The 14,066-nt window shown below is 72.5% G+C and carries 15 protein-coding genes; 13 read left to right on the plus strand and 2 right to left on the minus strand.

The window, feature by feature from the left end; translation table 11 throughout:
- Position 1: 1 nt before the first annotated feature.
- Together EEJ42_RS48795 and EEJ42_RS48800 are read right to left on the minus strand one after the other, a co-directional pair.
- Positions 2-706, minus strand: a complete 705-nt coding sequence (locus EEJ42_RS48795; protein ID WP_246098016.1) for an AfsR/SARP family transcriptional regulator — start codon at positions 704-706, stop codon at positions 2-4.
- 279 nt (positions 707-985) lie between these two features.
- Positions 986-1,189, minus strand: coding sequence for a hypothetical protein (locus tag EEJ42_RS48800; RefSeq protein WP_123108568.1), 204 nt, complete (start codon positions 1,187-1,189; stop codon positions 986-988).
- Positions 1,190-1,373: 184 nt separating this feature from the next.
- Between EEJ42_RS48800 and EEJ42_RS48805 the strand changes: the two genes are divergently transcribed.
- The 13 genes from EEJ42_RS48805 to EEJ42_RS48865 form a co-directional block, all read left to right on the plus strand.
- Complete coding sequence (locus EEJ42_RS48805; RefSeq protein ID WP_123108569.1) at positions 1,374-1,952, plus strand: Pvc16 family protein; 579 nt, start codon at positions 1,374-1,376, stop codon at positions 1,950-1,952.
- Positions 1,949-2,674, plus strand: a complete 726-nt coding sequence (locus tag EEJ42_RS48810; RefSeq protein WP_123108570.1) for a peptidase associated/transthyretin-like domain-containing protein — start codon at positions 1,949-1,951, stop codon at positions 2,672-2,674. Before EEJ42_RS48805 ends, EEJ42_RS48810 begins: the two co-directional genes overlap by 4 nt.
- A gap of 10 nt (positions 2,675-2,684) precedes the next feature.
- Positions 2,685-4,949 carry a phage tail sheath C-terminal domain-containing protein gene (locus EEJ42_RS48815; protein WP_123108571.1) on the plus strand — a complete coding sequence of 755 codons (2,265 nt, stop codon included), beginning with the start codon at positions 2,685-2,687 and terminating at the stop codon, positions 4,947-4,949.
- A 31-nt stretch (positions 4,950-4,980) separates the two neighbouring features.
- Entirely contained in the window at positions 4,981-5,436 is a 456-nt protein-coding gene (locus EEJ42_RS48820; protein WP_009720918.1) for a phage tail protein, read from the plus strand.
- Position 5,437: 1 nt separating this feature from the next.
- Positions 5,438-6,931: a phage tail sheath family protein gene (locus tag EEJ42_RS48825; protein ID WP_123108572.1), complete on the plus strand. Its 1,494-nt coding sequence runs from the start codon at positions 5,438-5,440 to the stop codon at positions 6,929-6,931.
- Positions 6,928-7,446: a phage tail protein gene (locus EEJ42_RS48830; protein ID WP_009720920.1), complete on the plus strand. Its 519-nt coding sequence runs from the start codon at positions 6,928-6,930 to the stop codon at positions 7,444-7,446. The genes EEJ42_RS48825 and EEJ42_RS48830 overlap by 4 nt, the downstream gene beginning before the upstream one ends.
- A gap of 5 nt (positions 7,447-7,451) precedes the next feature.
- Complete coding sequence (locus tag EEJ42_RS48835) at positions 7,452-7,637, plus strand: putative phage tail protein (RefSeq protein WP_123108580.1); 186 nt, start codon at positions 7,452-7,454, stop codon at positions 7,635-7,637.
- Positions 7,634-8,305: a CIS tube protein gene (locus EEJ42_RS48840; protein ID WP_009720922.1), complete on the plus strand. Its 672-nt coding sequence runs from the start codon at positions 7,634-7,636 to the stop codon at positions 8,303-8,305. Before EEJ42_RS48835 ends, EEJ42_RS48840 begins: the two co-directional genes overlap by 4 nt.
- Positions 8,306-8,315: 10 nt before the next feature.
- Entirely contained in the window at positions 8,316-9,497 is a 1,182-nt protein-coding gene (locus EEJ42_RS48845) for a phage late control D family protein (protein WP_123108573.1), read from the plus strand.
- 2 nt (positions 9,498-9,499) lie between these two features.
- Positions 9,500-10,195, plus strand: coding sequence for a phage baseplate assembly protein V (locus EEJ42_RS48850; protein ID WP_246098018.1), 696 nt, complete (start codon positions 9,500-9,502; stop codon positions 10,193-10,195).
- Positions 10,192-10,605, plus strand: coding sequence for a GPW/gp25 family protein (locus EEJ42_RS48855; RefSeq protein ID WP_123108575.1), 414 nt, complete (start codon positions 10,192-10,194; stop codon positions 10,603-10,605). The genes EEJ42_RS48850 and EEJ42_RS48855 overlap by 4 nt, the downstream gene beginning before the upstream one ends.
- Complete coding sequence (locus EEJ42_RS48860; protein ID WP_123108576.1) at positions 10,602-12,548, plus strand: putative baseplate assembly protein; 1,947 nt, start codon at positions 10,602-10,604, stop codon at positions 12,546-12,548. The genes EEJ42_RS48855 and EEJ42_RS48860 overlap by 4 nt, the downstream gene beginning before the upstream one ends.
- A partial coding sequence (locus EEJ42_RS48865; protein ID WP_123108577.1) for a putative baseplate assembly protein occupies positions 12,545-14,066 on the plus strand: 1,522 nt, incomplete at its 3' end. The genes EEJ42_RS48860 and EEJ42_RS48865, both read left to right, overlap by 4 nt.

The following is a 14,066-nucleotide window of genomic DNA, read 5'->3' on the forward strand; positions in this document are numbered from 1 at the left end:
CTCACCGCCCGCCCGCGCCCTCGACCAGCACATCGCTCGCCGGGCGGCGGACCATGACGCGCCGCGGCTTCTGGGGCGCCTTCTGGGGCGCCGCCCCCTCGGGCGCGGGCGGGTGCGGGGGATGGGACGGCACGAGACTCCGCAGCGCCTGGGAGGGTTCGAGCCCCAGCTCGTCGAGCAGCACCCGGCGGCACTGCTCGAACTGCCGCAGCGCCGCGCCCCTGTTGCCGGCGGCGAGATGTGCGGTGATCAGGACGCGATGAGCGCTCTCCCGCAGGGGTTCCGCGCGCACGGCGGCCAGCCCGGAGGCGACGGCCTCACCGTGGCGGCCCGCCGCCGTCAGCCGCTCGGTCATCGCCTCCAGGGCGTACAGCCGGAGTTCGTGGTACTGCTCCTGCTCGATCAGCACCCACTCGTTCTCCGACCACTCGGGTAACAGGTCGGACGAGAGGTCCGCGCGCGTCTGGGCGGTGAGGATGTCGTCGCAGGGGTGTGCCATGTCCAGCAGCTGGTGCGCACGCGTGGCCGCCGCGTGGATGTCCACGTCGATGTGTCTGGCGATCGCCAGTTCCTGCGTGGACGCGTCGATGACCTGATGCCCCGTTCGGGTCGCGCGCCACAAAGACGATCTGAGGTTGGCGTTGGCGCGGGACGCCGTAACGTCGGGCCACAGCATTCCGGCCACATACGTGCGCGTTCGTGGCATGTCCTGGAGGGCGAGGAACGCGAGGAGGCGCTGGGCGCTGGAAGAAAGGGGAACGCGTTTATGATCGACCGATAACGCGAAGCTTTTGAGCAGCCTCAACGTAATGACGTGGCCCTCTGCGCTCATCGGCCCCCCGGGCGATATTGGCTTCAGCGAATGATCCCATAGTGGCAATCGGGATGTTCCCCAGCCATGTTACGAGCAATTCATGATCGTGCGCCCTGCCCTTCGGGTACAGAACGCTAAACGGCCGGGCATCACCGGGACGTCGCGGAAACGTCACCTGTCCGGCGTCGGTTCGAGCAGCTGATCGAGCCAGGCACGCACGGCCTCGAGCACATCGTCGACCGCGCTCACCGCGGTCGGAGGCGCCTGGTGCCGCCCGCCCGTCAGCACAATGCGCGCCCGGAAGCCGTCCGGCCTCCCCTCTTCCACCCACACTCGGAGGATCAGGACGCCGGCCTGCTCTGAGTGGATTTCCATGGAAGGAAAATATGCCTTATCCGTGTCACCCCGGCGTTGTCGGCGCGTGACCGCCGACGTCATCGCCGTGGGGCGGAAACGGGCTGGTGACGCTCGTGTGATGGGTGAATCGCGATTGCGCCACGCCGGGTCCTGCATCCTCATCGAGGCACGCTTTCGGGCGCGGAGCACGGGGAGGATTCGCATGGGTGACTTCGGCGTCATCGCCGACGTCTCGACGGTCATCGTGGAGACCTTGACCCAGTCCTTGCGCGGGCTCAGCCAGGTGGAACCGCCGATCGCGGAACTCAACGACCTTTCCGAGACGGTGCAGACACCGCCGCCGAAACTCACCGTGTTCCTTTACGAGATCGCCGAGGACCCGACGTCGCGCAACCGGCCACCGGTGCGCTCCCAGCCGCCCGACCCGCCGGTCACCCGCAAGCCGCCGATGGCCCTGCTGCTGCGCTATCTGGTCACCCCCTGGGGCGGCGACCAGGAGACCCAGCACCGGATGCTCGGCCGGGCGATGCAGACGTTCTACGACGACGCGATCCTGGACGGCACCCAGCTGTCCGGCAGCCTGGCGGCGAGCACCGACTCGCTGCACCTCAGCCTGACCCCGCTCACCCTGGACCAGAAGTCCTGGGTCTGGTACGCGATCCAGAAGCCGTACCGGCTGTCGCTGAACTACGAGGTCCGCGTCGTCAACCTGGACTCCGCCGTCGACACGGCGGTACGGCCCGTGCGGAGCCGGACCATCAGCGGGGCGGCGACGCCATGAGCCGTTTCCGATCGCTGGAGCGCTCGACGCTCCACAGCCCCGCCTGGTTCATCCCGTTCGACGACTACGCCCGGCGGGTGCGCGCCGCCGGGGTGACGGTCCAGCTGGACCGGTTCGAGGACGGCGCCTGGCTGCCGCTGGACGACGTGGCGGTGCGCACCCCCGGCGGCGCCTTCGCCTATCCGGGGCTGGGCCGGTGCGGGGAGCCGTGGGCGGCCCCGCCGCGGCGCCACCGGGCCCGCTTCGCGGCCGCCGGCTACCAGCCGCTGTACCCGGCGGACGACCAGCCGTTCTCGTCCGGTCCGGTGGGCGTCGAGTTCCTGGTGCACCCGTACGACGACGCCCACCCGCCCGCGGTCGCGGCCGAACCGCGGCTGGTGCGGCTGCTGCCTGCCGTCTCCTTCCCCTATCCGCCGGGTGCGCGCACGGTGCACGGCGCCGTGGTCGACGCGGCCACCGCCCAGCCGATCGCGGGCGCCCTGGTGGAGGCCCAGGGGCACACCAGCCGGGACCTGACGCCATGGCACGAGCGCACCCTGTCCGACGCCACGGGCGCTTTCCGGCTCGCCCTGCGGTGGGAGGGCGAGAAGGCCGGTGAGCACGCCGTCGAGGAGACCTTCCGCCTGCGCGCCACCGAGCGGCCGGGCAGGACCGGATCGCTGGTCGTGCGGCTGCCGCAGGACATCGAGCGCCGGCACGTCATAGAGATCCGCGAGAGTTAAGGAGCCGTCCATGGCGGAGTATCTGAGCCCCGGGGTCTACATCGAGGAGGTCGATGCGGGCCCACGGCCGATCGCGGGGGTGAGCACCAGCACGGCCGGCATGGCCGGGGTCACCGTACGCGGCCCGTACACCGGCAAGCCCAAGCTGGTCACCAACTTCCTGGAGTTCCAGAACACGTTCGGCGGGTTCGTCCCCGAGCCGGACGCCCTGATCCGGGACACCTGGGCGGGCGACCCCGCCGAAGGCGGCCGCTGGTGGCTGTTCCCGCTGGCGGTCAAGGGGTTCTTCGACAACGGCGGCCAGCGCCTGTACGTCAAGCGCGTCGCCAGCAAGCAGGCGACCCCGGCCTCGGGCGTCCTGGGCCACGGCCTGGTGAGCCCGGTCGCCGGTGACGCCGCCAAGGGCGCGACACGCCTGGAGCTCGGCCACCTGATCGGCTTCACCGGCGTGGGGCAGCAGGTCGAGATCTTCCGGGGCGACGACCAGCAGTCGATCCACACCGCCGGGGTCGCCGCCTACGACGCCAACGCCCACCGGATCGAACTCGACGCCGAGCTGCCCGCGGAGGTCAGGACGGCCCGCGGCGACTATGTGCAGATCGGGACGCGCAGCACGGAAGAGACCCTGGAGTTCACCGCCGTCAGCCCCGGCGGGTGGGGCAGCGGTGTCCAGGTGCGGATCCAGCCCATGTCCGGGGCCGCGCTGCCGGTGCTGCCGGATCCGCAGGAGGGCGCGCTGTTCATCACGCAGCTGGCCGCGGACGCCGACGCGGACAGCGAGACGGTCGAGGTGGCGGCGAGGACCGGACTCGACCCCGACGACCTGCCCGCCGACGTCTGGGTGCAGATCGGCACCGGCCGGTTCAAGGTCCAGCTCGGTCAACCCGCCGACGGAAAGGTGACGCTGACCCTGCCGTCCGGCACCTCGCATGAGGCATGGCGCAAGGGGCTGCTGGTGCGCCGCGTGCGCCGGGGCAACACCTCGGCCGGGCCCGCGCTGCGGGTCGGCGGGGCGAGCAGGCTGTACCAGGGCGCCGTCGTCCAGCTCGACGACGGCACCAACCTGACCATCCGCACCGTCCAGTCGGTCGCCGCGGACGTCGTCACCCTCGACGGCAACGTGCCCGGCACGCTGTTCGAAACCGACCGGCTGCACCTGGTCGAGGCGCAGGTCGACGCGCGGTTCACCGACCCGTCCGGGACCGTGGTGTCGGAGACGTACCGCAACCTGAGGCTCACCGGCGACGCGCCGTCGAACCTGGCCACCACCCTGGCGGTCCGCTCGCAGCTGGTGCGGGCGACCGCGCTGTCCGGCCTGTCCACCGACCCGGCGAAGTTCCCCGTGCCCGCGGTCGGCTCCTGGCTGACCCTGGCGGACGGCGACGACGCCTACGGAAGCCTGAGCGTGGCCGACTTCGTCGGCGAGGACGGCGGCAGCGGCAAGCGCACCGGCATCGCCGCGCTGGAGGACATCGACGAGGTGGCCGTCTGCGCGGTGCCCGGGGTGTGGTCGGGGACGGTCGAATCCGCCCTGGTCACCCACTGCGAGCTGCTCCGGGACCGGTTCGCGATCCTCGATCCGCAGGACGGCCTGGACACCGAGGGCATCCAGGCGTTCCGCGAGCCGTTCGACACCAAGTACGCGGCGCTCTACCACCCGTGGCTGGTCACCCGCGACCCGTCGACGGGCCGCGACACCGAGGTGCCGCCGTCGGGCCACATGGCCGGGATCTACGCCCGCACGGACGTGGAGCGCGGGGTGCACAAGGCACCGGCGAACGCCGTCATCCGGGGCATCCGGCTCACCGACGGCATCGCCCAGGACGTCACCAAGCGCCATCAGGACCTGCTCAATCCCAAGGGCATCAACGCGCTGCGGTTCTTCCCCGGAATGGGCCACCGGGTGTGGGGCGCGCGCACGCTCTCCTCGGACAGCTCGTGGAAGTACGTCAGCGTCCGGCGGCTCTTCCTCTACCTGGAGGAGTCCATCGACGAGGGCACCCAGTGGGTGGTGTTCGAACCCAACGACGAGGCGCTGTGGGCCCTGGTCCGGCAGACCGTCACCAACTTCCTCACCACCGTGTGGCGCAGCGGCGCGCTCGCCGGAACCACCGCCGACGAGGCGTTCTTCGTCGCCTGCGACCGCACCACGATGACCGAGGACGACCTCGCCAACGGCAGGCTCATCTGCGTCATCGGTGTCGCGCCGGTCTTCCCGGCGGAGTTCGTGATCTTCCGGATCCAGCAGAAGACCCGCGAGAACCAGCTCGCCTGAGCGCCCGACCGAGGACCGAGGAGAGGCCATCATGCCGCCCGTCACCAGGGACGATCCCTACGCGTCATATAACTTCCAGATCATCGTGACCAACGTCAGCGACGACGGGGTCGCGGTGAGCGGGTCCTTCACCGAGGTGAGCGGGCTGGAGCTGGAAGTCCCGCCGATCGAGTACCGCACCGGGAGCGAGGACATCACCGTCCGCAAGATCCCCGGGCTGAAGAAGTTCACCAACCTCACCTTCAAGCGCGGCATCACCGGCCACGTCGGCTTCTGGAACTGGGTGGTCGAAGCGCTCAACGGCAAGGTGCGGCGCACCTCCGGGTCGATCGTGCTGCTGGACGAGAACCGCCAGGAGGCCATGCGCTGGAACTTCGACCGCGGCTGGCCGACCAAGTACACCGGCCCGACGCTCAGCGCCACCAAGAACGAGATCGCCATGGAGACCCTCGTCCTGGCGGTCGAGAAGCTGGAGATCGACGCCTGACATGGCCGGCGAAGCGCTTCCCGGCGTATCCCTGACGTCCGCGACCCGTGACCCCGGCACGGAGCCGCTGCGCACGGACGTGGCGGCCTTCCTGGGCCGGCTCCGCCGGGGCCCGGTCGGCACTCCGCTGCGCGTGGAGAGCTGGAACGACGTCGTGGCCGCCTTCGGACCGCCGGACGGCGCCTTCGCCACTCCGTACGCACTGCGCGGCTTCTTCGAGAACGGCGGCCGCACCGCCTGGGTGCTCCGCGTGTCCGGGCCGGCCACCACGGCCCGGACACGGTGGGCGGCCGGTCCCCTGAGCGGATTGGCCGCCACCGGCTACCAGGTGGTCGCCACCAGCCCCGGCGCCTGGGCCAACGGCGTGCGCGTCGCCGTCCGCTACCAGGCCAGCACGGTCGCCGGACCGCCCACCGTGGGCGTCCGGGTCACGCCGCCCGACGAGCCGCCCGAGACCTTCCCCGGGATGCCGCTCGCCGACGTGGCCGACCGGCTGACCGCGTCCCGCTACATCCGGCTGGTCCCGAACGGGCCACCACCACCGCCACAACAGAACGGCCCGATCACGATGTCCTGGGACCTGACGCTCACGGGCGGCGCCGACGCGGCGCCCACCCGCGACGCGTACGCGGACGCCGTGACCGTACAGTCCGAACTGCCGGAACCGGCGCTGGTGGCGCTGCCGGACCTCGGCACCGACCTGTCCGGCACCACCCACACCGACCTGGTGCTCGAACTGCTGCGCGGCATCGAGCCGTTGCACGACCGGCTCGCCGTCCTGGACGTACCGCCCCGGCTGTCCTCCGTGGACGAGGCGGTCGGTTGGGCGGAGTCCCTGGTGGCCACCGGCGACAGCGGGCTGCTCGGCTGCGCCGCCGTCTACCACCCGCCGCTGCGCGTCCCCGACGGGCACGACCTGCGGACCGTCCCGGCGTCCGGGCACGTCCTGGGCGTCATCGCCCGCCTCGACGGCGAGCGCGGCGCCCACCACACGCCCGCGAACGCCGTGATCCTGGAGGCGGTCGACCTCGCCGCCGAGTACCCCGAACCGCAGCAGCTCCGGCTGTTCGACGCGGGGATCGACCTGATCCGGTGCACCCGCGGGCGGGGGCTGATGGTGTGGGGCGGACGCACCCTGTCCACCGACCCGCGCACCCGCTACATCGCCCACCGCAGACTGGTGCACCTGCTGGTACGGGCCATCCGGCGGACGGCCGGCCCGCTGGTGTTCGACGTCAACTCGCCCGAACTGCGGCTGACCCTGGTGCGGGCACTGACCTCCGTCCTCCTGTCGGCGTTCCGCGCCGGGGCGCTCGCCGGGGCGCGGCCCGAGCAGGCGTTCCGGGTGGTGTGCGACGACACCAACAACCCGCCCGAACAGGACCCGGGGCAGCTGGTCTGCGAGATCGAGGTCGCCCCGGCCGTCCCCATGGAGTTCATCCGGCTCCGTCTCGTACTCGGCCAGGACCGAGACCTGGAGGTAATCGAGGCATGACCCTGGATCCCCTGCCCAAATACCGCTTCCTGGTCACCCTCGACCCCGGCGACGCCTATCTCCCGCCCGCGCAGGCGCTGCTGCTGCCGCTGGCCGCGTCCGGCGCGTTCCAGGAGGTCACCGGGCTCGGTGCGCAGCTGGAGGTGACGAGCTACCCGGAGGGCGGCCGCAACGACTCGGTCCACCAGCTGCCGCTGCGCCACTCTTGGAACCGCATCACCCTCAAGCGCGGCGTGGTGCGCGACCCGGGGCTGTGGTCCTGGTACCAGGCCGGGCTCGCCGACTCCCTCGGCGCCCGCCGCGACGGTGCCGTCATCGTGCTCGGCCCGGACGGGGTGCCCGGCGCGGCCTGGGCCTTCCACGGCGGGCTCGCCGCCAAGTGGAGCGGCCCGGACCTGCACGCGGAGCAGAACGCGATCGCCGTCGAGTCGCTGGAGATCGCCCACGAGGGGCTGACGAAGGTCCTCCAGGACACCGCGGCGAACGCCCTGTCGCGCCTGGGCCCGGGGAGGTGACCGGCATGCCGAAGGTGACCATTCACCAGCTGGAGGTCCGGTTCCAGGTGGACGGCGACGACGGTGCCGTGTTCACCCGCCTGTTCAACAAGCACATCCAGGCCTGGGCGAGGCTGTACGAGGAGCAGTGCGCCCGCGCCGAGCACACCAGGGCCGAACGCCGCTTCGGCGACGGGGAGGACCGGCAATGAGCGTCACTCCCGTGTCCTTCGCCCGCCAGGGCGCCGCCCGGGCCCGTCTGGAGATCGTCCGCCCGGTGATCGCCGACGAGCGGCAGCGGCGGATCCCGCTGCGGTTCAACCCCACCGACTACAAGCTGAGCAAGAGCAACACGTTCGCCGAGATCACCATCCCCGGCCTGGAGACCCCGCCCCTCCAGTACGTCCGCGGCGGCACCGAAACCCTCACCGTCCAGGCGCTGGTGGACACCTCCGACACCCTGGAGAACGTACGGACCGCCTACGTCAACGCGCTGCGCAACCTGTTGCGGCCCGACAGCCGCGAACACGCGCCACCGGTCGTCCGCTTCGTCTGGGACGAGGAGGTCTTCACCGGCGTCGTGGAGAAGCTCGACGTCAACTACCAGATGTTCCGGCCGGACGGGGTGCCGCTGCGGGCCATGCTGGACCTCTCGCTCAAGGAGTTCCGTACGGCCGCCGTACAGGTCGCCGAGACGCCGCGCTCCTCGCCCACCGTGGAGAAGAGCTATGTGGTGCGCCGCGGCGACACGCTCAGCTCCATCTCCGCCGCGCTGTACCGGCGGCCCGACGCCTGGCGGGAGCTGGCGCGCGCCAACGGCATCAGCGACCCGCGCGATCTTAGGCCGGGCCGGGTGCTGACCGTGCCCCGGCTGCCGTGAGGAGGGCGCGATGAGCACCCCGGCACCCGAGGTCGCCTCGCCCGACCGGTACGCGCCCGAGTTCGACGTGCGCATCGAGGGCCTGGAGATGGACCCGTCCACCAAGAACGACATCATCGACATCAAGGTGAACCGGGACATCGACGAGATGTCCGGCTTCGATCTCACCCTGAACAACTGGGACGACGCGAACCTGCGGTTCAAGCACAGCGATTCGGCGAGCTTCCGGCTCGGCGGCCGGGTCTCGGTCCGGCTCGGCTACGCCGACAAGCTGCTCACCGTCGCCACCGGGACCATCTCCACGCTCAGCCCGAAGTTCACCGACGGCGCCTCGCCCACCGTGCAGGTCAGCGGCGTGGACGGGCTGCTGCGGCTGAAGGACCGCAAGCCCGCCGAGAACGAGACCAAGATCTACCGCAATCTGCCCGACTGGCGCATCGCCGAGCAGATCGCCCAGCGCAACCACCTGCGCATCGAGGTCACCAGGGAAGGGCCCACCCACGACCTGGTGGTGCAGAAGAACCAGGACGACGCCACGTTCCTGCTGGAGCGGGCCAAGCGGCTGGACTTCGACTGCTACATCCTGCCGGACGCGCAGACCGGCGAGGACACGCTGTACTTCATCAAGCCGACCGACGGCCGCGACGGCCGCCCGATCCGGGTGTACCGGCTGGCGTACGCACCGGGGCTGAGCACCGGCCCCACCGGGCAGCCCGCGGGGCTGATCCCCAACTTGATCGAGTTCACCCCGACGCTGACGGTGTCCCAGCAGGTCAGCAAGGTCACCGTGCGCGGCTGGGACCCCCGTACCAAGCAGGCCATCGCGTTCACCGCGACCGCCGAGAACCTCCCTGCCGGGCAGAACACGGCCGACGGGCAGAGCGGGCCGCAGGTCGCCGAGTCCACCCTCCAGGGCCGCCAGGAGGTCATGGTCGACGCGCCCGTCGGCAGCGACCAGGAGGCCCGCGAACTGGCGATCAGCCTGCTGCGCGAGCGGGCGTACGAGTTCATCACCGCCACCGGCAAGGTGGCGGGGCTGCCCGAGCTGCGGCCCGGCGACAACCTGGAGATCTACGGCCTCGGCCGCCGCTTCTCCGGCACGTACTTCGTCAAACGGGTCGAGCACACCCTCAACACCAGCGGTTTCTTCACCCAGTTCACCGCACGGCGGATCCATCAGGGGGATCAGTGACCATGAGGGGCACGCCACGCGCACGCTCCACCGACAAGCGCTACTACGGCGTCGTCCAAGCGCTCGTCGTGGAGAACGAGGGCGACGACGAAGGCCAGGTCAAGCTGAAGTTCCCCTGGTTCGACGACACCACCGTCACCGACTGGGTGCGGGTCAGCCAGCTGTACGCGGGCAATGGCTACGGCTCGGTGTTCGTGCCCGAGAAGGGCGACGAGGTGCTCGTCGCCTTCGTCCACGGCGACATGCGCTACCCGATCGTCCTGGGCGGCCTCTACAACGGCGAGGACAAGCCGCCGACCGCCCGCACCGACGGCCGCGACCAGAAGATCATCCGTACCCGGCACGGCCACGAAGTGCTCCTCGACGACACCGAGTCCAAGGCCGCCGTACGGATCACCTCCGCCGCCGGACACGTGGTGGAGCTGGACGACCAGGGCAAGGCGATCAAGATCACCGCGGCCGAGGGCGGCAGCGTCACCGTGACCGCCCAGGGCGACATCACCCTCAAGGCGCCCAAGGTGACCGTCGATTCGCCGTCCATCGACCTCGGCGGGGGCGCCACCGAACCCCTCGTCCTCGGCAACGCGCTGCTCCAGGCGTTCAACACCCACACCCACCCCTCCGCCGCCGGGCCGACCGGCCCGCCGACCCCGCCGCTCACCCCCGCCGTACTGGCGAAGAAGGCGAGGACGGCATGAGCGAGGAGTTCCTGGGGACCGGCTGGCGGTTCCCGATCCTGCCCGACGCGTCCGGGCGGCTCGGCTACGCCATCGGCGAGGAGAGCATCGAGCACTGTCTGCGTGCCCTGCTGCTCACCGGCACCGGCGAACGCGTCATGCGGCCCGAACTGGGCACCCGCGCCCACGAGTTGCTGTTCGCGCCGGGCAGTGTGCAGAACCTGCGCGACCTGGAGCAGTCGATCGCGGCCGCCGTCCGCGACCACGAGCCGCGGGTGGAACTGGAGGAGGTCCGCGCCGAGGCCGATCCGGCCGACGAGTCGCGGATCACCGTCTCGGTCGTCTACCGCATCCGGCGCAGCAACACCAAGGCCAACCTGGTGTTCCCGTTCTACACCGGACTCACGGGCCGCACCGGGGGGACGCCATGACGCTGCCCGCGCCGAAGCTGGACGACCTCACCTGGGCCGACATGATGGCGGCCATCCGCCGCCGCATCCCCGCCGAGTCCGACGGCACCTGGACGCTGCACGCGCCCGTCGACCCCGGCGTCACCCTCCTCGAACTCTTCGCCTACCTCCTCGAACAGCGGCTGTACTGGCTCGACCAGGTGCCGGACGCGCTCGTGGTCGCCATACTGCGCCTCCTCGACATCGAACCGCCGCGCCCCGCCCGCCCCGCCGCCACCGTGCTGCACCTCGCCGCCCGGCAGGAGGACACCGCCGTACCCGTCGTCCCCGCCGGGACGGCGCTGACCCGGGACCCCACGGGCCGCATCGTGTTCACCCTCGACCACGACGTGGCCGCCTTCCCGCTCACCGAGGGCGGCGAGATCACCGTGTGGACCGACCGCGACCGCACGGCCGACCTGCGGGCCCGCCGCGGCATCGCCCTGCTCGCGAGCGACGGCGCCCCGGCCGAGGCCCGGTTCACCCTCCCGCTCACCGGAGCGCACCCCGCGCCCGGCCCGATCAGCCTGCTGGTCGAGCTGGACGCGCCCGCCGCGTGCGTACCGTCGTGGCTGCCCGGGGCGATCGACGGCGTACCGCCGCCCGCCGAGCTGACCTGGTCCTGGTTCCGGCCGGGCACGGACACCTCCGGCACGTTTGAGAAGGTCGAGGACGGCACGGCCGGGCTCCGGCGCTCCGGTGTCGTCAGACTGCACCCCCCGGCCGACTGGACCACACAGGACACCGGGCTCCTCGTGTCGACCCCGGCCGCCACCTACGCGGCCCCGCCCCGCCTCCGCCAGCTCGCCGTCAACGTGTCCGCCGCACACCACCGCACCCACCGCACCGCGGACGGCAGCGACCTCCAGGAACAGATCCGCGCCTGGCTCAGGCTGCCCGGACAGCATCTCGTCCTGCCGGACGCCGCCGACCGGCTCCTGGAGGCCACCCTGCACCTGGGGGGCCAGGAGTGGCAGCCGGTGCCGGACTTCACCTTCGGCGCACCGGCCGACCGCGTCTTCGTGCTCGACCGGGCCGAGGGCGCGCTGGTGTTCGGCGACGGACTCACCGGGCGCGTTCCCCGCCCCGACCCGGACGTGCGGGTCGTCTACGTCACCGGCGGAGGCAGGGACGGCAACGGCGGCATGACCGGCAACTGGCTCCCGGCCGCGGACATCCCGGCGGCGGAAGCGGTCTCCGCCGCCAACCTCGTACGGGCCGAAGGCGGCGCCGACCCGGAGACGGTCACCGAGGCGCGCCGCCGCGCGGCCGCCTCCCTGGGCGAGGTGACCCGCGCGGTCACCGCCGACGACTTCGTGACCCTGGCCCGCACCACCCCCGGCGTCGCCGTCGCCCGCGCCTACCCGGCCCTCGGCGAGCACCCCGGCTTCCCGTGCGCCACCGTGCCCGGCGCGGTGACCGTCCACATCGTCCCGGCCGCACCCCGGGACGACCTCGACCGCGAGGACTTCGTCGCCGCGCCGCTCCCCGACCCGGGCATGCTGTGCGCGGTCGCCGCCCGCCTGGAACAGGCGCGGCTGCTCACGTCCGAGGTCTTCGTCCGCGGGCCCCGCTACCGCGATGTCGCCCTGCGCGTCGACCTGTCCGGCGATCCCGCCGACCGCACCCGCGTGGCCACCGTGGTCACCGCGGCGCTGCGCCGCTTCCTCGACCCGCTGGTGGGCGGCGACGACCAGGACGGCTGGCCCTTCGGACAGCCGCTGCGGCCCTCGGCCATGCTGCGCGCCGCACAGCGGGCGCTGGGAGACCTGGCGGACATCGCCGCCGTCGCGATCGGCCTCGACGGGACCGACGCCGACGAGGCGTGCGACGAGGTGCCGCTCGCCGCCGGGGAGCTTCCCGTCCTGCGCACGGTCCGCACCCGGATCGTGCCCGCCGTCGAACCGGGGGAGGGGCTGGCATGACCGACGACGTGTGGTGGGAGCGGGACGCCCGGGAGCAGGAACGGGCGGACGGGCGGACCGTGCCGGGCCCCGGCCCCAGCGGCGTATCGCCCGAACTCGTCGACGCCACCCGCGAGGCGGTCCGCGCCGCCGTCCGCGGCCGCATCGCGGGCTACACCCCGGACTGGACCGACCCCGACCGCCAGGACGCCGGAGTCGCCCTCGTCCGCCTCTTCGGCACCCTCGCCGAACCCGTACTCGGCCGCGTCAACCGGCTCCCGGAGAAGGTGCTCGCCGAACACCTGACGACGGCCGGCGTACGGCGCCGCCCGGCCGGAGCGGCGGCCGCGCTCCTCGAATTCACCGTCAACCCGCCCGACGGCTCCTCCGTGCTCGTGCCCGCAGGGTTCCAGAGCGCGGCCTCCACCCCGGCCGGGCAGGTCGTCTACGAGACGGACCAGGACCTGTACGCCACACCGGCCACCCTCGGCGCCCTCGCCGTCCAGGAAGCCGGACGGCTGGAGACCCTGCCGCTCGGGCCGTCCGGACCCAGCCGCCCCTTCGCGCCCTTCGGCCGCGACCCGGAACCCGGCAACGGGCTGTGGATCGGGCTCGCCGGACCGGCCGGCCCCTACCCCCGGCTGTCGCTGGGCTTCGTGGTCGTCGCCGCGCCGCCCGCACCCGCGGACTCCGGCGGCATGACGCCCCTGCCGCTGCCACCGGCGCCGCTGCTGCGCTGGGACGTGCTGGACGGCACCCGGCTCGTCCCCGCCGAGGTGATGCGGGACTCCACCGCCGGGCTCAGCGCGGGCGGCACCGTCGAGTTGCGGGTGCCGCGCTCATGGCAGCCGGGCAGCCCGCCCGGCACCCGCCCCCGGCCCCTGCTGCGCTGGCTGCGGCTGCGGATCGCGCACGGCGCGTTCCCCGGCCCGGCGCCGGTCCTGTCCGGGCTGCGGCTCAACGTGGTCACCGCCACCGCCGCCCGCACCATCCGCGACGAGCCGCTCCAGCCCGTCCAGGACGGCACGGCGAGCGGGCGGCGGCGCATGAAGCTCAGCCAGGTGCCCATCCTCGCCAATTCGGTGGTCATCGAGGTCGACGACGACGCGGGCGGCGACGTGTTCGGCACCACCGCCGGTACCGCCTCCCGCTGGCGCGAGGTGGAGAGCCTGGCCGGATACGGCGCCGACGACCGGGTGTTCACCGTGGACCACGACACCGGCGAAGTGACCTTCGGGGACGGCGTCAACGGCGCGGCCGTCCCGCCCGGCTTCCGCAACGTCCGCGCCGTGCGCTACCGCGTGGGCGGCGGCAGCGCCGGAGCCGTACGGGCCGGAGCCGTGAGCGGAGTGGTGACCGCGCTGCCGTTCGTCACCGGCGTGGCCAACCCCTTCCCGGCCTCCGGAGGAACGGACGCCGAACCCGACGCCGACGCCATGCGCCGCGGAGTCGGCGAACTGCGGGCCCGCGGCCGGGCCGTGGCCCCGGCCGACTACGGGCAGCTCGCCGTCCGCGCGCCCGGCGCCTCGGTGGCCCGCG

Origin of the sequence: Streptomyces botrytidirepellens (assembly GCF_003721215.1) — a bacterium.
Lineage (GTDB): Bacteria > Actinomycetota > Actinomycetes > Streptomycetales > Streptomycetaceae > Streptomyces > Streptomyces himastatinicus.

Coding starts and splice junctions, on each gene's coding strand:
- EEJ42_RS48820 (WP_009720918.1), top strand. CDS start 4,981: ATGCCGCCCGTCACCAGGGACGATCCCTACGCGTCATATAACTTCCAG.
- EEJ42_RS48860 (WP_123108576.1), top strand. CDS start 10,602: ATGACGCTGCCCGCGCCGAAGCTGGACGACCTCACCTGGGCCGACATG.
- EEJ42_RS48795 (WP_246098016.1), bottom strand. CDS start 706: ATGCCACGAACGCGCACGTATGTGGCCGGAATGCTGTGGCCCGACGTT.
- EEJ42_RS48835 (WP_123108580.1), top strand. CDS start 7,452: ATGCCGAAGGTGACCATTCACCAGCTGGAGGTCCGGTTCCAGGTGGAC.
- EEJ42_RS48825 (WP_123108572.1), top strand. CDS start 5,438: ATGGCCGGCGAAGCGCTTCCCGGCGTATCCCTGACGTCCGCGACCCGT.
- EEJ42_RS48815 (WP_123108571.1), top strand. CDS start 2,685: ATGGCGGAGTATCTGAGCCCCGGGGTCTACATCGAGGAGGTCGATGCG.
- EEJ42_RS48830 (WP_009720920.1), top strand. CDS start 6,928: ATGACCCTGGATCCCCTGCCCAAATACCGCTTCCTGGTCACCCTCGAC.
- EEJ42_RS48855 (WP_123108575.1), top strand. CDS start 10,192: ATGAGCGAGGAGTTCCTGGGGACCGGCTGGCGGTTCCCGATCCTGCCC.
- EEJ42_RS48805 (WP_123108569.1), top strand. CDS start 1,374: ATGGGTGACTTCGGCGTCATCGCCGACGTCTCGACGGTCATCGTGGAG.
- EEJ42_RS48850 (WP_246098018.1), top strand. CDS start 9,500: ATGAGGGGCACGCCACGCGCACGCTCCACCGACAAGCGCTACTACGGC.
- EEJ42_RS48845 (WP_123108573.1), top strand. CDS start 8,316: ATGAGCACCCCGGCACCCGAGGTCGCCTCGCCCGACCGGTACGCGCCC.
- EEJ42_RS48840 (WP_009720922.1), top strand. CDS start 7,634: ATGAGCGTCACTCCCGTGTCCTTCGCCCGCCAGGGCGCCGCCCGGGCC.
- EEJ42_RS48810 (WP_123108570.1), top strand. CDS start 1,949: ATGAGCCGTTTCCGATCGCTGGAGCGCTCGACGCTCCACAGCCCCGCC.
- EEJ42_RS48800 (WP_123108568.1), bottom strand. CDS start 1,189: ATGGAAATCCACTCAGAGCAGGCCGGCGTCCTGATCCTCCGAGTGTGG.